The 16,883-nt window shown below is 39.2% G+C and carries 16 protein-coding genes and 1 pseudogene; 16 read left to right on the plus strand and 1 reads right to left on the minus strand.

All coding sequences use genetic code 11. The annotated features are described in order from the left end of the window. Positions 1-92: 92 nt before the first annotated feature. From NE668_RS00320 to NE668_RS00355, 8 genes are all read left to right on the plus strand, one after another. Positions 93-1,277, plus strand: a complete 1,185-nt coding sequence (locus NE668_RS00320; RefSeq protein WP_227037123.1) for a M20 metallopeptidase family protein — start codon at positions 93-95, stop codon at positions 1,275-1,277. 31 nt (positions 1,278-1,308) lie between these two features. Beyond that, positions 1,309-2,319 carry an ornithine carbamoyltransferase gene (gene argF / locus NE668_RS00325; protein WP_264467084.1) on the plus strand — a complete coding sequence of 337 codons (1,011 nt, stop codon included), beginning with the start codon at positions 1,309-1,311 and terminating at the stop codon, positions 2,317-2,319. Positions 2,320-2,429: 110 nt separating this feature from the next. Next, complete coding sequence (argC, locus tag NE668_RS00330; RefSeq protein WP_227037122.1) at positions 2,430-3,380, plus strand: N-acetyl-gamma-glutamyl-phosphate reductase; 951 nt, start codon at positions 2,430-2,432, stop codon at positions 3,378-3,380. A gap of 10 nt (positions 3,381-3,390) precedes the next feature. Continuing rightward, a complete protein-coding gene (gene argB / locus NE668_RS00335) occupies positions 3,391-4,248 on the plus strand; it encodes an acetylglutamate kinase (protein ID WP_227037121.1) in 858 nt (285 codons plus the stop codon). 84 nt (positions 4,249-4,332) lie between these two features. Further along, entirely contained in the window at positions 4,333-5,520 is a 1,188-nt protein-coding gene (locus tag NE668_RS00340; protein WP_227037120.1) for an aspartate aminotransferase family protein, read from the plus strand. A 137-nt stretch (positions 5,521-5,657) separates the two neighbouring features. Next, positions 5,658-5,840 carry a hypothetical protein gene (locus NE668_RS00345; protein ID WP_004696604.1) on the plus strand — a complete coding sequence of 61 codons (183 nt, stop codon included), beginning with the start codon at positions 5,658-5,660 and terminating at the stop codon, positions 5,838-5,840. A 190-nt stretch (positions 5,841-6,030) separates the two neighbouring features. After that, entirely contained in the window at positions 6,031-7,212 is a 1,182-nt protein-coding gene (locus NE668_RS00350; protein ID WP_227037119.1) for a M20 metallopeptidase family protein, read from the plus strand. Positions 7,213-7,372: 160 nt separating this feature from the next. Beyond that, the gene (locus NE668_RS00355) at positions 7,373-8,566 is read left to right on the plus strand and encodes an MFS transporter (protein ID WP_227037118.1); all 1,194 of its coding nucleotides are present in this window, start codon (positions 7,373-7,375) and stop codon (positions 8,564-8,566) included. Positions 8,567-8,703: 137 nt separating this feature from the next. On the opposite strand, the gene NE668_RS00360 is transcribed toward NE668_RS00355, so the two are convergent. After that, entirely contained in the window at positions 8,704-9,690 is a 987-nt protein-coding gene (locus NE668_RS00360) for a GMP reductase (RefSeq protein WP_004696596.1), read from the minus strand. 183 nt (positions 9,691-9,873) lie between these two features. On the opposite strand from NE668_RS00360, the gene thiT reads away from it, so the two are divergent. From thiT to NE668_RS00400, 8 genes and pseudogenes are all read left to right on the plus strand, one after another. Beyond that, positions 9,874-10,404: an energy-coupled thiamine transporter ThiT gene (thiT, locus tag NE668_RS00365; RefSeq protein ID WP_021148398.1), complete on the plus strand. Its 531-nt coding sequence runs from the start codon at positions 9,874-9,876 to the stop codon at positions 10,402-10,404. Then, positions 10,397-11,521: a molybdopterin-guanine dinucleotide biosynthesis protein B gene (gene mobB, locus NE668_RS00370; RefSeq protein ID WP_195394630.1), complete on the plus strand. Its 1,125-nt coding sequence runs from the start codon at positions 10,397-10,399 to the stop codon at positions 11,519-11,521. Before thiT ends, mobB begins: the two co-directional genes overlap by 8 nt. Continuing rightward, entirely contained in the window at positions 11,502-12,737 is a 1,236-nt protein-coding gene (locus NE668_RS00375; protein ID WP_227037117.1) for a molybdopterin molybdotransferase MoeA, read from the plus strand. The genes mobB and NE668_RS00375 overlap by 20 nt, the downstream gene beginning before the upstream one ends. Before the next feature lie 297 nt (positions 12,738-13,034). Next, positions 13,035-13,370 carry a cupin domain-containing protein gene (locus NE668_RS00380; protein WP_256195350.1) on the plus strand — a complete coding sequence of 112 codons (336 nt, stop codon included), beginning with the start codon at positions 13,035-13,037 and terminating at the stop codon, positions 13,368-13,370. A gap of 201 nt (positions 13,371-13,571) precedes the next feature. Beyond that, positions 13,572-13,769 (plus strand): annotated as a pseudogene (locus NE668_RS00385) (hypothetical protein); the annotation flags it as partial. A 126-nt stretch (positions 13,770-13,895) separates the two neighbouring features. Beyond that, positions 13,896-15,170, plus strand: coding sequence for an SLC13 family permease (locus tag NE668_RS00390; protein WP_004698525.1), 1,275 nt, complete (start codon positions 13,896-13,898; stop codon positions 15,168-15,170). A gap of 231 nt (positions 15,171-15,401) precedes the next feature. Next, positions 15,402-15,737 (plus strand): cupin domain-containing protein, encoded by a 336-nt coding sequence (locus NE668_RS00395; protein ID WP_004698659.1) that lies wholly within the window; start codon positions 15,402-15,404, stop codon positions 15,735-15,737. Positions 15,738-15,808: 71 nt separating this feature from the next. Beyond that, positions 15,809-16,876 (plus strand): zeta toxin family protein, encoded by a 1,068-nt coding sequence (locus NE668_RS00400; RefSeq protein WP_004698578.1) that lies wholly within the window; start codon positions 15,809-15,811, stop codon positions 16,874-16,876. Positions 16,877-16,883 lie beyond the last annotated feature (7 nt).

A 16,883-nucleotide genomic window follows, 5' to 3' on the forward strand; every position in this document is an offset into this window, starting at 1 on the left:
TATGGTAGGTAGTATTATAATACGTGTATAGATTATAAAAATACACAAAATATGTATAAAATATACATACAGTGTATAAAGGAGATAGAGTAATGAATGCATTACAAGATTTAATAAAAACTTATGCCTCTCAATATAAAGAACAAGTTGTGGAATGGCGCCGACATATTCATAGCCATCCAGAGTTATCTGGTGAAGAGAAACATACATCTTTATTTATTCAAAAGGTGCTTGGTGAACTAGGAATTCCCTTTGTAAACGATATTTCTGATTATGCTGTTATCGGTAAGATAGAAGGTGCTCATACAGGCCCTGTTATTGCATTGCGTGCCGATATGGATGCGTTACCCATACATGAAATAACAGGCGTGCCCTTTGCTTCACAAAATGAAGGTGTTATGCATGCCTGTGGTCATGATAGCCACATGGCAATTTTACTTGGTGCAGCGGCGATTCTACAATCTATTAAAAATCAATTACATGGGACCGTGAAACTCGTATTCCAACCTTCCGAAGAAGAAGCTTTATTCCCAGGGGCTCAAGGTATTGTAGATAGCGGCATTCTTGATGATGTAGATGAAATATATGGCCTTCATGTATGGCCACAATTACCGGTTGGTACGGTAGGTCTAAAAAAAGGTAATTTGATGGCTGCCTCGGATCACTTCTTCGTCCATATTGAAGGGAAATCGACTCATGGAGCGGAGCCTCACAATGGGGTTGATGCTATTGTGGCCGCAGCGAACTGGATTGTAAATGTGGAATCCATGGTGGCTCGCGAAACGAATCCCATGGAAAATCTCGTGTGCACAATTGGAGTGATTAATGGTGGTGATCGATACAATGTGGGCTGTGGTGATGTGTATCTTGAAGGTACTTGTCGTACCTATGAACCAGAGAAACGTGATTATATTGAGCGACGTTTGGGTGAAAGCTTACAGGCCCTCGATGTGATGTTTAAAACGGAAAGCACTTTGGATTATAAGCGTGGCCATGGTGCTACTATCAATAATCCAGAGGCCATCGATTACGCCACATCTATTGTAGAGAAATATCTTGGTAAAGAAGCTGTGGTCCATCCTGAATTTCCGTCTATGGCAGCAGAGGACTTCTCCGCATATCTTCATAAAATAAAAGGTGCTTTTCTTTGGTTAGGTACTGGGTTTGAAGGCAATCCGGCCTTACATAATGAGGCTTTCACCATTGATGAAAGCATTCTGGAACCTGGTATAACAATGATGGCTGCTATTGCCGCCGAATTCTTACAAGAAAAGTAGTTAAATAAGTAGTTTGAAATAAGAGGTTATCATGAAAAGTTTACAACATAAATCTTTTAAAACAATGCTTCAATATACACCAGAGGAAATCAAATACTTTTTAGACTTGGCAGCTAAATTAAAAGCAGATAAAAAAGTGGGCAAGGAAATAAAAACATTAGAAGGTAAAAACTTTGTTTTGATCTTTGAAAAGGACTCAACACGGACACGTTGCGCTTTTGAGGTAGGGGCTGCGGACCAAGGTGCTTTTACAACATATCTTGGCCCTACAGGTTCTCAAATGAATAAGAAAGAATCCTTAAAGGATACGGCTCGTGTTCTTGGTTCTATGTATGATGCTATCGAGTTTAGAGGCTTTGACCAAGAGGATGTAGATATATTGGCGGAATACTCTGGTGTGCCAGTTTGGAATGGGCTTACCGATATGGATCATCCTACACAAACATTAGCAAATTTCTTAACCATACAAGAAAATATCGATAAACCGTTGAATAAAATTTCCTTTGCTTATGTTGGACACGGTCAATCAAATATGTGCAATGCCTTGATGAGTGGTGCCGTTAAAATAGGGATGGATTTCAGACTCATTGGCCCTAAACAATACTGGCCAGCTGGTCCATTCTATGAAAAGTGCTTAAAGGTGGCTAAAGAAACGGGCGCTACTATTACTTGTACAGATGATGTAGCTGAAGGCGTTAAAGGCTTAGATGTCATTTACACTGGCGTGTGGGTAACGATGGGCGATACTTACGATATGTGGGAGGAACGTATTAATACCTTTAAACCATTCCAAGTAAATGCAGAAATGATGGCATTAACCGGTAATCCGAACACGAAGTTCTGCCACTGTTTGCCAGCGTTCCACAACACAGAAACACAAGTAGGTAAAGATATTTATGAACGGTTTGGCATGAATGGCATTGAGGTGACCGAAGAGGTATTCGAAGGTCCAAACTCTTTAGCGTTCCAAGAAGCAGAAAATCGTCTCCACACGATTAAGGCAGTTATGGTTGCCACCTTTGGAGATTATCCATTGAAATAAATTCATCCTCCTAAATGGTGATGAATCGTATAGTTTGTTTTCTATTTATATTGGATAAAGGGCTATATAAATAGGTGTGAGTCACCAATAGGTGAGAATTGAGGTTTATTATGACACCCCATAGAGTATTTATTGTTGGTCATGAAGGCACAACTGGTCTTAGAATTCATGAACGATTATCCGATCGAAAAGATATAGAACTCTTAGCGACTGCTGATGAGGATCGCAAAAATGTAGAGGCCATTAAAGTGGTTGCAAAAAAAGCGGATCTTGTATTTCTATGTTTACCTGATGTGGCATCTAAGGAAATTATGGCCGCTATTGGTGATTTTCCATGTAAGGTTATTGATACTTCTACAGCGTTTAGAACTACAGCTGGTTGGGCATATGGGTTCCCAGAACTTGGTGAAAGCTACAAAACATCTATTGCAACTAAAAAACATATTGCAAATCCTGGCTGTCATGCGAGCGGTATGATTGCTTGCATAGCTCCTCTTGTAAAAGCAGGACTCGTGCCAGTGGATTATCCTTTCACCATTACATCTTTAACAGGTTATAGCGGTGGTGGCAAGAAGATGATTGACCAATATGAAAGTAGTCCTAAGGACTATTTCCTTTATGCTCCACGTCAATATGGGCTTGGTCAAGAACATAAACATTTACCCGAAGTACAACATGTATGCGGCCTTAGTGAAGCTCCAATTTTTATGCCAATTGTTGATGATTACTACTCTGGAATGGAGGTTACCGTAGGTATTCATAGTCGTTTATGTCATAAACCTGTTTGTATTGATAAGGTACAACAAACGTTAGAATACTTTTACAAAGATAGTACAATCATTACGGTTGCACCATTTACTGAAAATAGCAATAGCGGTATGTTAAACGCTAATCAATTAAGCAATACGGACAGCATGAAAATCAATGTGACTGGTAACGATGAACGCATTATGGTTCATGCCATTTTCGATAATTTAGGTAAAGGTGCATCAGGTGCCGCCGTTCAATGTATGAATATCGCATTGGGCTTACCAGAAAATACTGGTTTAGTATTAGATTAGAGAGGGAACTATGAAGGATGTAACAAATGCAATGCGGGCGCATATCTTAACGGCGGCCGTTCCATATATAAAACAATATACCGATCAGTATGTTGTCGTTAAATACGGCGGCAATGCCATGACTGATGAAGAATTAAAAAAATCTGTTATGAAGGATTTACTGCTACTCCAATTGGTAGGAGTAAAAGTAGTTCTAGTTCATGGTGGCGGACCAGCTATCAATAGCACCTTAGAGGCGATGCAAATTGAATCACATTTTGCAAATGGTCTACGCGTTACAGATGAAGCAACGATGGATGTTGTACAAATGGTATTAGCCGGCAAGGTGAATAAAGGGCTCGTGGCGGATTTAACGGATCTTGGTGGTAAAGCTGTTGGTCTCTGTGGTGTGGATGGCAACATGATTCAAGTTCATAAACAAAACGAAGAACTTGGTTATGTAGGTTATATTGATACTATTGATACGAGCATTATTCATGATGTAATTAGCCGTGGCTATATTCCAGTTATTTCTTCTATTGGCATGGGAGCCGATGGCAAGACATATAATATTAATGCTGATACGGTAGCCGCAAAGATTGCGGGCGCTCTCAAGGCGGAAACAATGGTGGCTATGACCAATATTGATGGTGTACTGCGAGATGTGCATGATCCAAATTCTTTAATTCCTAAAATTACGATGGCCGAGGCCGATCAGTTAAAAGCCGATGGTATTATAGCGGGCGGCATGATTCCTAAGGTGGATTGCTGCTTAGAGGCCATAGAAGCAGGTGCGCAAAAGGTATTCATCATCAATGGAGAGATTCCACATGCTATTCTTATCGAGCTATTAACCGATGAAGGCCTTGGGACTATGTTTGTTGCTTAATATAGTAGACATAATACGGTAATCATCTACTGGTTATCTTTTATATAGATAGACGACGGCAAGGCCGTACGTTTGGAGGGTATAATGAATAATACAATCGATTTTGAAAAACAAGATAAAGAATATATAGCCAATACGTATGGTCGGTTCAACGTATGCTTTCAGAAAGGGAAGGGTTCTCTCTTGTGGGATGTAGAGGGTAAAGAATACATTGACCTTGGCTCTGGTATTGGTGTAACGGCTTTTGGTGTTGACGATGATGAGTGGACTGACGCTGTTACTAAGCAGTCTCATGCGTTGAATCATATTTCTAATTTATACTATTCTTTGCCACAAATTGAACTAGCGAAACAGCTCTGCGCGAAAACGGGGATGAAAAAGGTGTTTTTCTCTAACTCTGGTGCGGAGTCTAACGAATGTGCTATTAAGGCAGCGCGTAAATACAGTCATGACAAATACGGCGAAGGTCGTCATGTAATCGTTACCTTGGTCAATAGTTTCCACGGTCGTACTATTACCACCTTGTCTGCTACAGGACAAGATGTATTCCATCAACATTTCTTCCCATTTACTGAGGGCTTTATTCACACCCCGGCCAATGATATTGATGCGGCGTTGAAAGTCCTTGCTAATCCAGCTGTTTGTGCCATCATGATGGAGCCTATCCAAGGTGAAGGTGGTGTTATGCCCTTAGATAAGGAGTTTGTCCAAGCGGTAACAAAATATGCGCATGAACACGATCAACTGGTACTCATCGATGAGGTACAAACTGGTAATGGTCGGACTGGTAGTCTATATGCATACCAACAATTTGGCATCGAACCAGATGTGGTATCTACTGCAAAAGGCTTGGCGGGAGGTCTACCAATGGGGGCTACTTTGTTTAATGAAAAGATGCAGTACGTTTTAAATGCTGGTGCCCACGCTACTACCTTTGGGGGAAATCCAATCTGTGCGGCTGCAGGGAACACTATTATTAGTCGGTTAACTCCTGAATTTCTCGATTCTGTAAAAGTAAAAGGGGAATACGTAAAATCTACCTTAACTGGTAAACATGGTGTCATTGGTGTTAGTGGTATGGGGCTCATGCTTGGCATTGAAACTACGGTTGATGCTAAAGCCGTTATAGCTAAATGTCTTGAAAAAGGCGTAGTATGTTTATCTGCTAAAAATAAGGTGCGTCTTTTACCAGCTCTTAATATTCCGCAAGAACAATTGGAAAAAGCTATTGCTATTTTAGCCGATGTGATTGAAGAATTAGCGGCACAGTAAGATTTTGTTTAACTTTCATAAATATTGTTTACTATAGTTATGTAACATTGAACTATGGAAATAAACCGATGATTATATAGACTTTACTCCGTATTCGTGTTACCCTAGAAGAAACAGTCTATATTGGAGGAGTAAATATGAATACAGAATCCTTACGTAATGAAGTATTGGTTCCGGCGGTAGCAAAAACGTTGGACATTGCTGCAAAAGCAAAACCTACAAAAGAAGAAATTATCACAACGGCGAAAATCACCGCTGCTGTGACAGTTGCAACAGCTGTTGTATCCTTAGCGGTACAAGCAGTATTGCGCAACCGATAAGAAACTGGGAAAACGACATGGCGCTGCATGTCGTTTTCTTTTACATTTATCCTGTTATTCCCCTAAATAAGGGGCTTTTCTTGGTACAAGTAGGTTGTGTATTTATAAATTCGTAGACTGTATAATCGTTATATATTAGCGATGCATATTGATATGCAATTGATATACTGATATTAGAGGAGGCGATACGATGCATAGTCGCGATTTAATAGAGCAATATAAAGGCTACGTTCAAGATTGGCGTAGATATTTTCATAAACATCCAGAACTCAGTAATGAAGAGTTTGAAACGACAAAGGCACTCGCTAAAGAACTAGAATCAATGGGCGTAGAGGTTCATGTAGACATAGAGCGTGGTATCGGCTTAATTGGTATTATCCATGGTGCTAATCCGGGAAGGGCTATCGCGTTGCGCGCCGATATCGATGCACTGCCTGTTCATGAACATAATGCAGTGGACTATAAATCAGAAGTAGAAGGCAAAATGCACGCTTGCGGTCATGATGGACATATGGCTATTTTATTAGGTGCGGCTAAGATGCTAATGTCTATGAAAGACCGTATTGAAGGCGATGTGTATTTAGCATTCCAACCTGCGGAAGAAACTGGCGCAGGGGCTCCGGATTTCATTAAATTTGGCGATTGGTATGATAAGGTAGATGCTATTTTTGGAGGGCATGTGTGGATCGATTTGCCAGCGGGACTCATATCTGTAGAAGAGGGTCCTCGTATGGCTGCCAGTAGCCAGATTACTATTAATGTAAAAGGCAAACAAGGTCATGGTGCACAGCCGCATCAAGCGATTGATGCAATTGTGGTGGCTAGTGCCATCGTTATGAACTTACAAACTGTAGTTTCTCGCAATGTGAGTGCCCTTGATTCCGTCGTTGTTACGATTGGTAATATTCATTCTGGCTCAGAATGGAATGTCATCCCTGGGGAAGCTTCCCTAGGCGGTACAGTTCGTTTCTTTGATCCAAACCAAGAACAATATATTGTCGATACTATTCGCCGCATTGTAGAACACACTGCAGAGGCCTATGGAGCGACTGCTACATTAGAATATGTAAAAAAAGTGCCCCCTACTATTAATGATCCTAAATCCAGTGAACTGGCAGAACGTGTCGTTATTGATACATTAGGTAAGGACAAGCTTTCTAAGATGCGTAAAGTCATGCCTGGAGAAGATTTTGCCTGGTATTTACAAGATAAACCAGGATGCTTTGCTTTTATTGGTATTCAAAACCCTGATGTAGAAGCTACATACGATCATCATAATAATAGATTTAATATGGATGATACTGTATTATCTGCAGCATCTGCGGTATATGCTGAATATGCCATTGCTTGGTTACAAGAAAATAAATTTTAACCCCATAAACCCCTTTACTTTTTTTGTAAAGGGGTTTATTATATTCCAATATTAGTCATATGTAATTAAAATGGTTTCCTGCAATGATGCAAGTTTTGGCGCAATGCGGATAAAAAGGGCCTTTCTTCGCCGGACGGTTCTAGAAGCCAGAAAGGATGTAATGAACGATCAAGTTTCTATTTCAACAGCAAATATTCGTGGTGCTTTTGGGGCATTTTTTATCCCTGGTATGTACACAGCTTTATGGGCTGGTTTTGTGCCATATTTAAAAGCAAAGCTTAGTATTGGTGAAGATGTATTAGGTTCCATGATTTTGTTGCTCGGTGTAGGTTCTTGTTTATCCATGGCTATAGCAGGTAAGCTTGTAGAAAGCTTTGGGTGTAAGAGAGTCGTTTTGTTAGCTAGCTTTATTGGTATGGTATCTCTTGCCATCGTTACTATGTGTCCTACTATTGCTACAACAACAGTAGCCCTGTTCTTTTTTGGTATTGGTGTAGGCCTTAGTGGTGCTTCTGCTAATTTACAAGCTATCCTAACAGAAAAGGTGAGCAAAAAACATTTAATGGGCGCCTATCACGGTGGCTGGAGCTTAGGTGGTTTTGCTGGTGCCGGTGTTTTGCTCGTGCTTTTAAAAATCTTATCGCTGCCTGTTAATCAAAGTATTTGGGGACTTCTCATCGTACTATTTATTGCGATGGTTGTAGTTAGCCAATTTATGTTGACCTTTGGTAGTGATCCAAATGCAAAGGTTACTAAAAAATCTAAAAGCCCATTGTCCTTTCATCCAATCGCTCTTATTTTTGGTTTATTGTCCTTTGTTTCTTACTTGGTAGAAGGTGCTGTAGGGGATTGGAGTGCATTATATTTATTTGAAGATAAAGGGATTGTTATTGAAGAGGCTGTCATGGGTGTAATGCTCTTTAATGGTACTATGTGTATAGGCCGTTTGCTTGGTAATAGATTAGGTAAACACTTAACATCAAAGCAAGTTGTTGTTGGTGGCTACTTACTTGGCTCTATTGCGATGGGGCTTATCGTGTTCTTGCCAGGTCATGCATCCATGTATACTTACTTATTATTGGGTATTTCATTAGCTATGATAGTACCAAACCTATTCTCTGCAATGGGGGAACAAAATGTCATTCCTATGACACAAGCGGTCGCAACATCCACAATGCTCGGTTATATGGGTATTTTGATGGGACCTGCCTTAATTGGTTTCATTGCGCACGGTACAAGTCTTACAGTAGCATTTATCGTATTGACTACATTGCTTGTTGTAAGTGCAGGTATTGGTAAATACGCATACCATTTAATGAGTAAAGACTGTGGTCTTAGTGAAGAACAAATTTAATAGCCTATAATTAAGGAGCTATGATTTTCGTATCGTAGCTCCTTTTTCATATTTTTATATTTTATGTATTTCTCGCATTAAAAAGCCACAGGTCTAGACCCTGTGGCTTTTAGAACTATCATTATATATTGATTAGATTAGCGATCGCCATTGAAGATGGAGTTTTTAACAAGTACATAGTCTACTTTGCGAATAGCTTGTAGAGTCGTACCGCCAGCGTAAGAAATGGCGGATTGTAAATCTTGTTCCATTTCAGTTAATGTATCGAAGATAGAACCTTTGGAATCGATGAAGATTTTTTTACCTTCTACATTTTTGCGTTCCCCTTTTTGGAACTCAGAAGCGGAACCAAAGTATTCTTTTACAGCTTTGCCGTCAACAATCTTTTCTTCCCCTGGGGATTCCTCGTGACCTGCAAAGAGGGAGCCAATCATAACCATGGTAGCACCAAAGCGAATGGATTTTGCGATGTCGCCATGGTCACGAATACCGCCGTCAGCGATGATAGGTTTAGTAGCTGCTTTTGCGCACCAGCGAACAGCAGCCAATTGCCAGCCACCAGTACCAAAGCCGGTTTTCAATTTTGTGATACATACTTTACCAGGACCGATGCCTACTTTAGTCGCATCAGCACCAGCATTTTCTAGTTCACGAACTGCTTCTGGAGTGCCTACATTACCAGCGATAATGAAGGTTTCAGGTAAGTTCTTTTTTATGTATTGGATCATTTCGATGACCGCATTGGAATGACCATGTGCAATATCAATAGTGATATATTCTGGGGTTAAGTTTGCTTTCTTAAATTCATCAACTAAAGCAAATTCTTCAGCTTTTACGCCGATAGAAATAGAAGAATATAGGTTAAGGTCGTGCATACGTTTTACAAAGTCCATACGACGTTCTGGTTGGAAACGATGCATGATATAGAAATACCCTTCACGAGCTAATTTTTCAGCCAACTCTTCGTCGATAATAGTTTGCATATTAGCAGGTACTACTGGTAAGCGGAATGTGCGTTTACCTAATTTTACATGTGTATCACATTCGCTACGACTGGAGACAATACATTTGTTAGGAATCAATTGCACGTCTTCATAATCAAAGATGTTAGTTGTATTAATCATAGTTTCTATATCTCCTTCGAGTATTACATATTGAACCTGTACCATTATACAAGAGACTCATAAAATTTTCAATACGTTCCGAATATTTTGTTTGGTGTAAGGGATAAACTGTAGTACAATACAAGTAGATTGTATAAATAATATATTCATTTATAGATATATGGTAAAAGGAGGTTGATTAATGTGGAACAGTCTAAAATCCGTATGCTTACTGAAGCTGGCGTAGCAATTGCCATTGCTCAAGTGTTGTCATTTATTACGATTTTTCATATGCCACAGGGGGGCTCTATTAAGGCGGCAGCTTTGGTACCACTCATGATTTACGCATATCGTTGGGGCGGAACACGAGGTATCTTCGTAGGTGTTGTATATGGTATATTACACTTTATTTTAGGCTTTAAATCATCTGTTCATTATTTAAGTATTGTATTAGACTACTTGGTTGCTTACGGTGCTATTGGCGTTTGTGGTTACTTTAAAGATTCTCTTTCTGGACTTATTACTGGATCCATCGTAGGTATTGTATTGCGTTGGGGGGCATCTGTTACGAGCGGTGCTGTAGTCTTTGCTAGCTATGCTCCACAAGGGCAGAATCCTTGGGTTTATTCCATGATTTATAATGCATCTTATATGGTACCAGATGGCCTTTTAAATATTGCAGTTTTACTATTTATCTACCAAGGTGTCAAACGAGGTTTACAACGTCGTGGATAAATTAGGTTTAATTATTTTGGCTGGAGGACTCAGTACTAGAATGGGGCAACCTAAGGCTTTGTTGTCTTGGATTAATGGTGAAAGTCTTATATCTCATGCCCTTCGTAAGGGCTTAGATGCAGATGTTCAAGATATTCTTATCTCCATCGGTGATGACGAGCAATTAGGACTTGCTATACAGACTCATATTATAGATACATTATCGAACGATGAGAAAAATAAGGTTTCTATTGTTCGTGATTCTGTTGGGCGATGCGGACCTTTAGGGGGGCTGTATAGCACTCTAGCGGTTGGTACTAGTTCTGCTTATGCAGTAATGGCAGTAGATATGCCATTCATGGAAATGGATTTGTATTATGATTGGCTCTATCAAGTAGATCATAATGATTGGAATGCCATTGTCCCATATAGTGAAAGTGGTAAATCTGAGCCGATGGCCGGTATTTATAGGCCATATATTGCGTCCTTAATTCAATCTATTCTTGTTGGCGAAAATGTATCCTTGCATCATGCTCTTGACGTCATTGGGCATGTTGAGTCCATTGATGCTACTGACTATAGCTGGGAATTAAGTAATATTAATCGCTTTGAAGATTATCAATGGGCGCGAGCTTTGGCGGAAAATGAATTTCGCCGTGTACCTTTAATTAGTGTGGTCGCATCGAAACGTAAAACAGGTAAGACAACTGTTGTAACGCGTCTTGTGTCTGAGTTACAAAAAATCGGTTTATCCGTTGGTGTTGTCAAAAGCGATAAACATGGCTTTCAGATGGATCATGAGGGAACAGATACAGATCTTGCTTATAAAGCTGGGGCTGATGCGGTTGCTATTGCAGGGCCTACTGAAACAGCGATTCGCATACGTACAAAAGAACAATCAAATCTGTATGAAATATCACAGTTTATGCCCGTAGATATAGTTATACTAGAATCACGGTCTCAAGGGATTGCCCCTATTATAGAGGTTACCCAAGAGGGACATACGGAAGAGCTTATCTCGGATTCCATGGACCGAGTGGCGACGATAGAAATTGGTAAGTTAGATCAAGACGTACCTGAATTGGTACGTCACATACAGGAAATGATGAGGAGTTTAAATGGCCGTCGTTACTGTTGAGAAGGCGCTCCAATTGTGGGATGAAGCCTTACAAACGCAAGTTCATAAAGTTGAAACAATAGATGTTAAGGCTGCGAAGGGGTACGTGTTAGCAGAGGACATTATTGCACCCACAGACGTACCTGCATTCCCAAAATCTGCTATGGATGGTTATGCCATCGCCTACGAAGAAGGTCGTAATGAATATATCGTTGACGGTATCATTGGTGCTGGTGTTGTATGGGAACATCCCGTAGACGTTGGTCATGCGGTGCGTATTATGACTGGTGCACCGGTACCAGATACATGTGATACTGTCATCATGCAAGAACAAGTGGTTGGCACTGGTGAACCACAAACTACAATTACGATTCAAGGCAAATATCATTGTGGTGATCATATTATTCCACAAGGTGAGGAGTGTGTTGCCGGCACCATTGTGATCCCACGTGGTACAGAGGTAACATCTACAGTACAAACCATTTTGACGGGGCTAGGTATGACGGAAATATCTGTTAATGCCATGCCTCGTGTATTAGTTCTTACCTCTGGCCATGAGGTTATTGAACCTGGTGAAAGCTTAACGCCTGGTAAAATTTACAACTCCAATCGAGCTATGATTTGTGGACTCTTAGAGGACTTAGGTTTTCACAAGATAACACATTATCATGTAAGTGATGCTCCAGAGGCGTTAGACTCTGAAATCAATCATGTTTTAAAACTTAGTGAAGAAGCAGATGTTATAATCAGTTCTGGTGGTGTATCGGTAGGTCTTTTTGATACGATGCCTCTTATTTATGAAAAATTAGGGGCAAAATCTATCTATGCCCGTATTCAAATGCGACCGGGCGCAGCATCTTATGGTGCGGTTACCCCAAAAGGTCAGATTATCTTTGGTTTGTCCGGTAATCCAGGGGCTGCCTTTAATGGGTGGCATTTAATCGTAGCACCAACCTTGAAACGCTATAAAGGTTTGGCAAACTGGACTACACCAGTGGTGGCCTGTGTTATGGATTCGGAAATTTTTAAACGCAATGCTTTTGATCGCTATGTACAAGGTAAAGTAATCTTCGGTGGTGGCGCGCCACGCTTTGTGGCTAATCGTCACTTTAACAGTAGTAGCATGTTAGGCTTATATACGGTTAATGCTTTGGCGTGTATTCCGAGAGGCGTACATGAGGTACGGCCTGGCGATACTTTTGATGTGTATCTATTAGGACTGCTACCTGCGATTTAAATTATATGAGATTAATATTTATAGACGTTTAATATTTCAAAATTTAGGATGTTACATATCTGTAATATTTAGTGATAATAATAAGACGAGGTCTCTCTAGAGGTCTCGTCTATTTGTTATATAAAATTATTTCAATTCTGTTGCTATAGGTACTGAAATTAAATCTCAATTAACTTATAATAAAGTCAACAAAAGGACAGTCCTTTTAATTATATTAATTGAGTTTTGACAAAATTTTATTTCAATCTACTTTTTAATTATTTTTACTATCAAATAGTTATATAAGGAGTGATTTCTATGAGTAAGACTTTCACAAAAAATATCCTAGTCAACGAAATTTTACATCTAGGCGATTGTTTAGAGTATAAAGAAGGGCAAGTGATTAGTATTACTATTGCCCAAAATGAACGCCTCAGTATTACCTTATTTGCGTTACCAAAGGGCGAAGAAATCTCAACGCATGTAACTGTAGGCGATGCGATTGTGCAAATCCTCGATGGAGAGGCACATATCGTCGTCGGTGATGTGGAACACAATGTGAAAGCTGGTGAAACATTGATCATGCCTTCTGAAGTCCCTCATAGCCTCGATGCCCGAGAAAACTTCAAGATGCTGTTGACCGTCGTTAAATAAATATATCATAATGAATGCATCCCTTGGATTAATAAGGGGTGTATTTTTATATTCCGTTAGAAAAATATATAATTTAGATAGTTATATTTGTAAAAAAGAGTACAATAAAATTATGGAGAGGCGTTAACATATTTAATAGATTTTATTTTAGAGGTCTAGAAAAGGAAGTCCTGCTGGAGGTTTACGATGAGCACGAAAGTAGATCCAAAAGCAGTGCTCGCGGCTATCGTAATTGCTAGTTCCTTGGCATATGCGACACCAATTGGTATGCCTGCCAATACTATGGTTTACAATATAGCTGGCTATAGCTTTTTGAATTATGTGAAAGCTAGTGTACCACTTATTGTTGTATCTAGTATTGTGGTATTGGTATTATTGCCAATTCTGTGCCCCTTTTAATATATAAGGTATTATCTAGCGTTGTAGATATATGAAAAATATTCATTATAAAAAATTATATGATTTACATCACTGAGTTATATCTATATACTATAGGTGTATGACTACCATGAAAGGAAAGTTCTCATGGATTATAGTGTTGCTGTTACATTGGGATTCCTCGTATTTGCAATCGTCATGTTTGCATTGGAGAAGATTCCATTGTCTATTACGGCTATGATTGTAGCCGTTGGTTTGCATCTTTCTGGTGTATTAACCGCAACGGAAGCTTTCAAAGGCTTCGTTGACTCTAATGTTATTTTATTCATTGCTATGTTTATTATCAGTGCTGCTTTCTTTGAAACAGGTGTTGCTGTTGATGTAGGTGATGTTGTTAATAAATTTGCTAAAAACGAAACAATCCTTATTATCGCTATCATGATGCTTACAGGTATTATGTCTGGTCTCTTGTCCAACACAGGTACGGCAGCCGTTATGATTCCTGTTGTCATCGGTATTTGTAAAAAGGGTGGTTTCAACCAAACTAAATTCCTAATGCCAATCGCATTTGCAGCCGCTATGGGTGGTAATATTTCTATGATTGGTTCCCCTGGTAATATGATTGCAAACTCTAATTTACAAGAGGCTGGTCTTGGTTCCTTTAGTTTCTTCGCTTATGGTGAAGTAGGTTTACCTATACTTATCATCGGCACTCTATTCTATGCATTCATTGGCAAACGTTTCGTGCCAGAGGTTCCAACTCGTGAGCCTGATGCAAACTATCAAAAAAATGCTGACTTTGATCATGTTCCAATGTGGAAAAAATGGACAGCAGGTTTGGTGCTTGTATTGACTATTGCGGCTATGATTTTTGAAAAACAAATCGGTGTATCTTTGGCTGTTAGCGCTTGGGTAGGTGCTCTTGTTATCGTAGCAACTGGGGTTATTACTGAAACAGAGGCTGTTAAGTCTATCGATATGAAGACAATTCTGTTGTTTGTAGGTTCCTTGGCTCTTGGTACAGCAATGGTAAAATCCGGCGCAGGTGCATTTATTGCAAACCTTATCGTTGATGGTTTGGGTGAGACACCTAACCCATTGGTCTTGTTAGCAGTGCTTTTCTTCTTGTCTATATTCATGACAAACTTTGTGTCCAATACAGCGGACGTTGCATTGTTGGCACCTATCGGCTTGTCCTTGGCATCTCAATTAGGCTTTGACCCAAAAGCGATTCTCGTAGCTATCGTTATTTCCAGTTCTCTTGCATATGCTACACCAATGGGCACGCCTCCAAATGCTATGGTGTATAACGTGGCGGGTTACAGCTTTAAGGATTATGTAAAAGCTGGCGTACCATTGATTATTGTATCTGCCATCGTTTCTTTTGTATTATTGCCAATTTTATTCCCATTTAACCCGTAATTTTATATAGGTGAGTCATACTAAACCGTCACCGTTGGTGGCGGTTTTATTTATATAAAATTATTTCAATTCTGTTGCTATAGACACTGAAATTAAATCTCAATTAACTTATAATAAAGTCAACAAAAGGACAGTCCTTTTAATTATATTAATTGAGTTTTGACAAAATTTTATTTCAATCTACTTTTTAATTATTTTTACTATCAAATAGTTATATAAGGAGTGATTTCTATGAGTAAGACTTTCACAAAAAATATCCCAGTCAACGAAATTTTACATCTAGGCGATTGTTTAGAGTATAAAGAAGGGCAAGTGATTAGTATTACGATTGCCCAAAATGAACGCCTCAGTATTACCTTATTTGCGTTACCAAAGGGCGAAGAAATCTCAACGCATATAACTGTAGGCGATGCGATTGTGCAAATCCTCGATGGAGAGGCACATATCGTCGTCGGTGATGTGGAACACAATGTGAAAGCTGGTGAAACATTGATCATGCCTTCTGAAGTCCCTCATAGCCTCGATGCCCAAGAAAACTTCAAGATGCTGTTGACCGTTGTTAAATAAATATATCATAATAAATGCATCCCTTAGATTATAAGGGGTGCATTTTTAATGCGTTGAGAGAGGTCGAATGTATGAATGTCGTTGAACAGTATAATTTAACTTTACAAATAGAAGTTCTAAAAGAACAAAGCGCGGAAACATTAGCGCGTCTCTGTAACTTAGTTGAGGAGAGTGACACTAGTGACTGTGTAGAGCTATTAAAAGCGTATTCTCATATTGTAAATACAGAGTTATATTTAGCCACGTCTATACATGAGTTAGACGTTCTAAAATCAGATATGGTAGACCTTGAAAGCAATATTAAAGAGTCATTAGCACAAGCTTCTCATGACATTAGTGATGTTAAAGCTGTTAAAGAGACTAGTGATGTACAAGCTATTGAATCCTATAGCTCTGAAGACTTTGATAAGGCCTTAGAACGTACCATTGATTTCTTAACGTTTAATAAAAATATATCTAGTACACCTCGTGCTGTTATTTTAGGTGGTCAAAGTGGAGCCGGGAAAACCACAATTCATCGTGTGAAAATGCTAGAGTCAAAAGGTAATTATATTATCATTGATGGCGATACATACCGTGCTCAACACCCGTATTTTAGAGAGTTACAAGAAAAATATGGTGTTGATAGTGTAGATTACACAAAAATGTTTGCAGGTAAGATGGTAGAGGCTGTAATTGATAAATTAAGCTCTTTAAAATACAATTTAATTATTGAAGGCACATTACGTTCCGCCGCAGTACCAATTAATACAGCTACATTATTAAAATCTAAAGGCTATACCGTCGACTTTTGTTTGATTGCTACTAAGCCAGAGTTATCTTATTTGACGACGCAATTGCGCTATTTAGAAATGATGATTGTGGATCCTTTACAAGCGAGAGCCACTCCTAAAGATCATCATGATGGAATTGTAAAATCCTTGGTCGCTAATATTACTGAACTAGAACAGAGTGGAGTCTTTGAAACTATTCAAGTGTATAAACGTGATTTAGAACAAGTATATAATTCAAAATTATGTACTGAATCTGTTGGAACTGTTGTAGACCAAATTTTATTTGGTCCTTGGACTCAAGATGAATCGGCCTTGTTAGAAGAGAGTAAATCACAGGAACAGGAGTTAAGAGCGAAATTACCTTAGGGAGTAA

Origin of the sequence: Veillonella parvula (assembly GCF_024461875.1) — a bacterium.
In the GTDB taxonomy this organism is placed as follows: Bacteria; Bacillota; Negativicutes; order Veillonellales; family Veillonellaceae; genus Veillonella; species Veillonella parvula_I.

Excerpts from the sequence above, each read along its gene's own strand:
- NE668_RS00340 (WP_227037120.1), top strand. The coding sequence starts at position 4,333 with ATGAATAATACAATCGATTTTGAAAAACAAGATAAAGAATATATAGCC.
- NE668_RS00350 (WP_227037119.1), top strand. The coding sequence starts at position 6,031 with ATGCATAGTCGCGATTTAATAGAGCAATATAAAGGCTACGTTCAAGAT.
- NE668_RS00375 (WP_227037117.1), top strand. The coding sequence starts at position 11,502 with ATGGCCGTCGTTACTGTTGAGAAGGCGCTCCAATTGTGGGATGAAGCC.
- argC (WP_227037122.1), top strand. The coding sequence starts at position 2,430 with ATGACACCCCATAGAGTATTTATTGTTGGTCATGAAGGCACAACTGGT.
- NE668_RS00360 (WP_004696596.1), bottom strand. The coding sequence starts at position 9,690 with ATGATTAATACAACTAACATCTTTGATTATGAAGACGTGCAATTGATT.
- NE668_RS00395 (WP_004698659.1), top strand. The coding sequence starts at position 15,402 with ATGAGTAAGACTTTCACAAAAAATATCCCAGTCAACGAAATTTTACAT.
- argF (WP_264467084.1), top strand. The coding sequence starts at position 1,309 with ATGAAAAGTTTACAACATAAATCTTTTAAAACAATGCTTCAATATACA.
- NE668_RS00400 (WP_004698578.1), top strand. The coding sequence starts at position 15,809 with ATGAATGTCGTTGAACAGTATAATTTAACTTTACAAATAGAAGTTCTA.
- NE668_RS00320 (WP_227037123.1), top strand. The coding sequence starts at position 93 with ATGAATGCATTACAAGATTTAATAAAAACTTATGCCTCTCAATATAAA.
- NE668_RS00345 (WP_004696604.1), top strand. The coding sequence starts at position 5,658 with ATGAATACAGAATCCTTACGTAATGAAGTATTGGTTCCGGCGGTAGCA.
- NE668_RS00380 (WP_256195350.1), top strand. The coding sequence starts at position 13,035 with ATGAGTAAGACTTTCACAAAAAATATCCTAGTCAACGAAATTTTACAT.
- argB (WP_227037121.1), top strand. The coding sequence starts at position 3,391 with ATGAAGGATGTAACAAATGCAATGCGGGCGCATATCTTAACGGCGGCC.
- NE668_RS00390 (WP_004698525.1), top strand. The coding sequence starts at position 13,896 with ATGGATTATAGTGTTGCTGTTACATTGGGATTCCTCGTATTTGCAATC.
- NE668_RS00355 (WP_227037118.1), top strand. The coding sequence starts at position 7,373 with ATGAACGATCAAGTTTCTATTTCAACAGCAAATATTCGTGGTGCTTTT.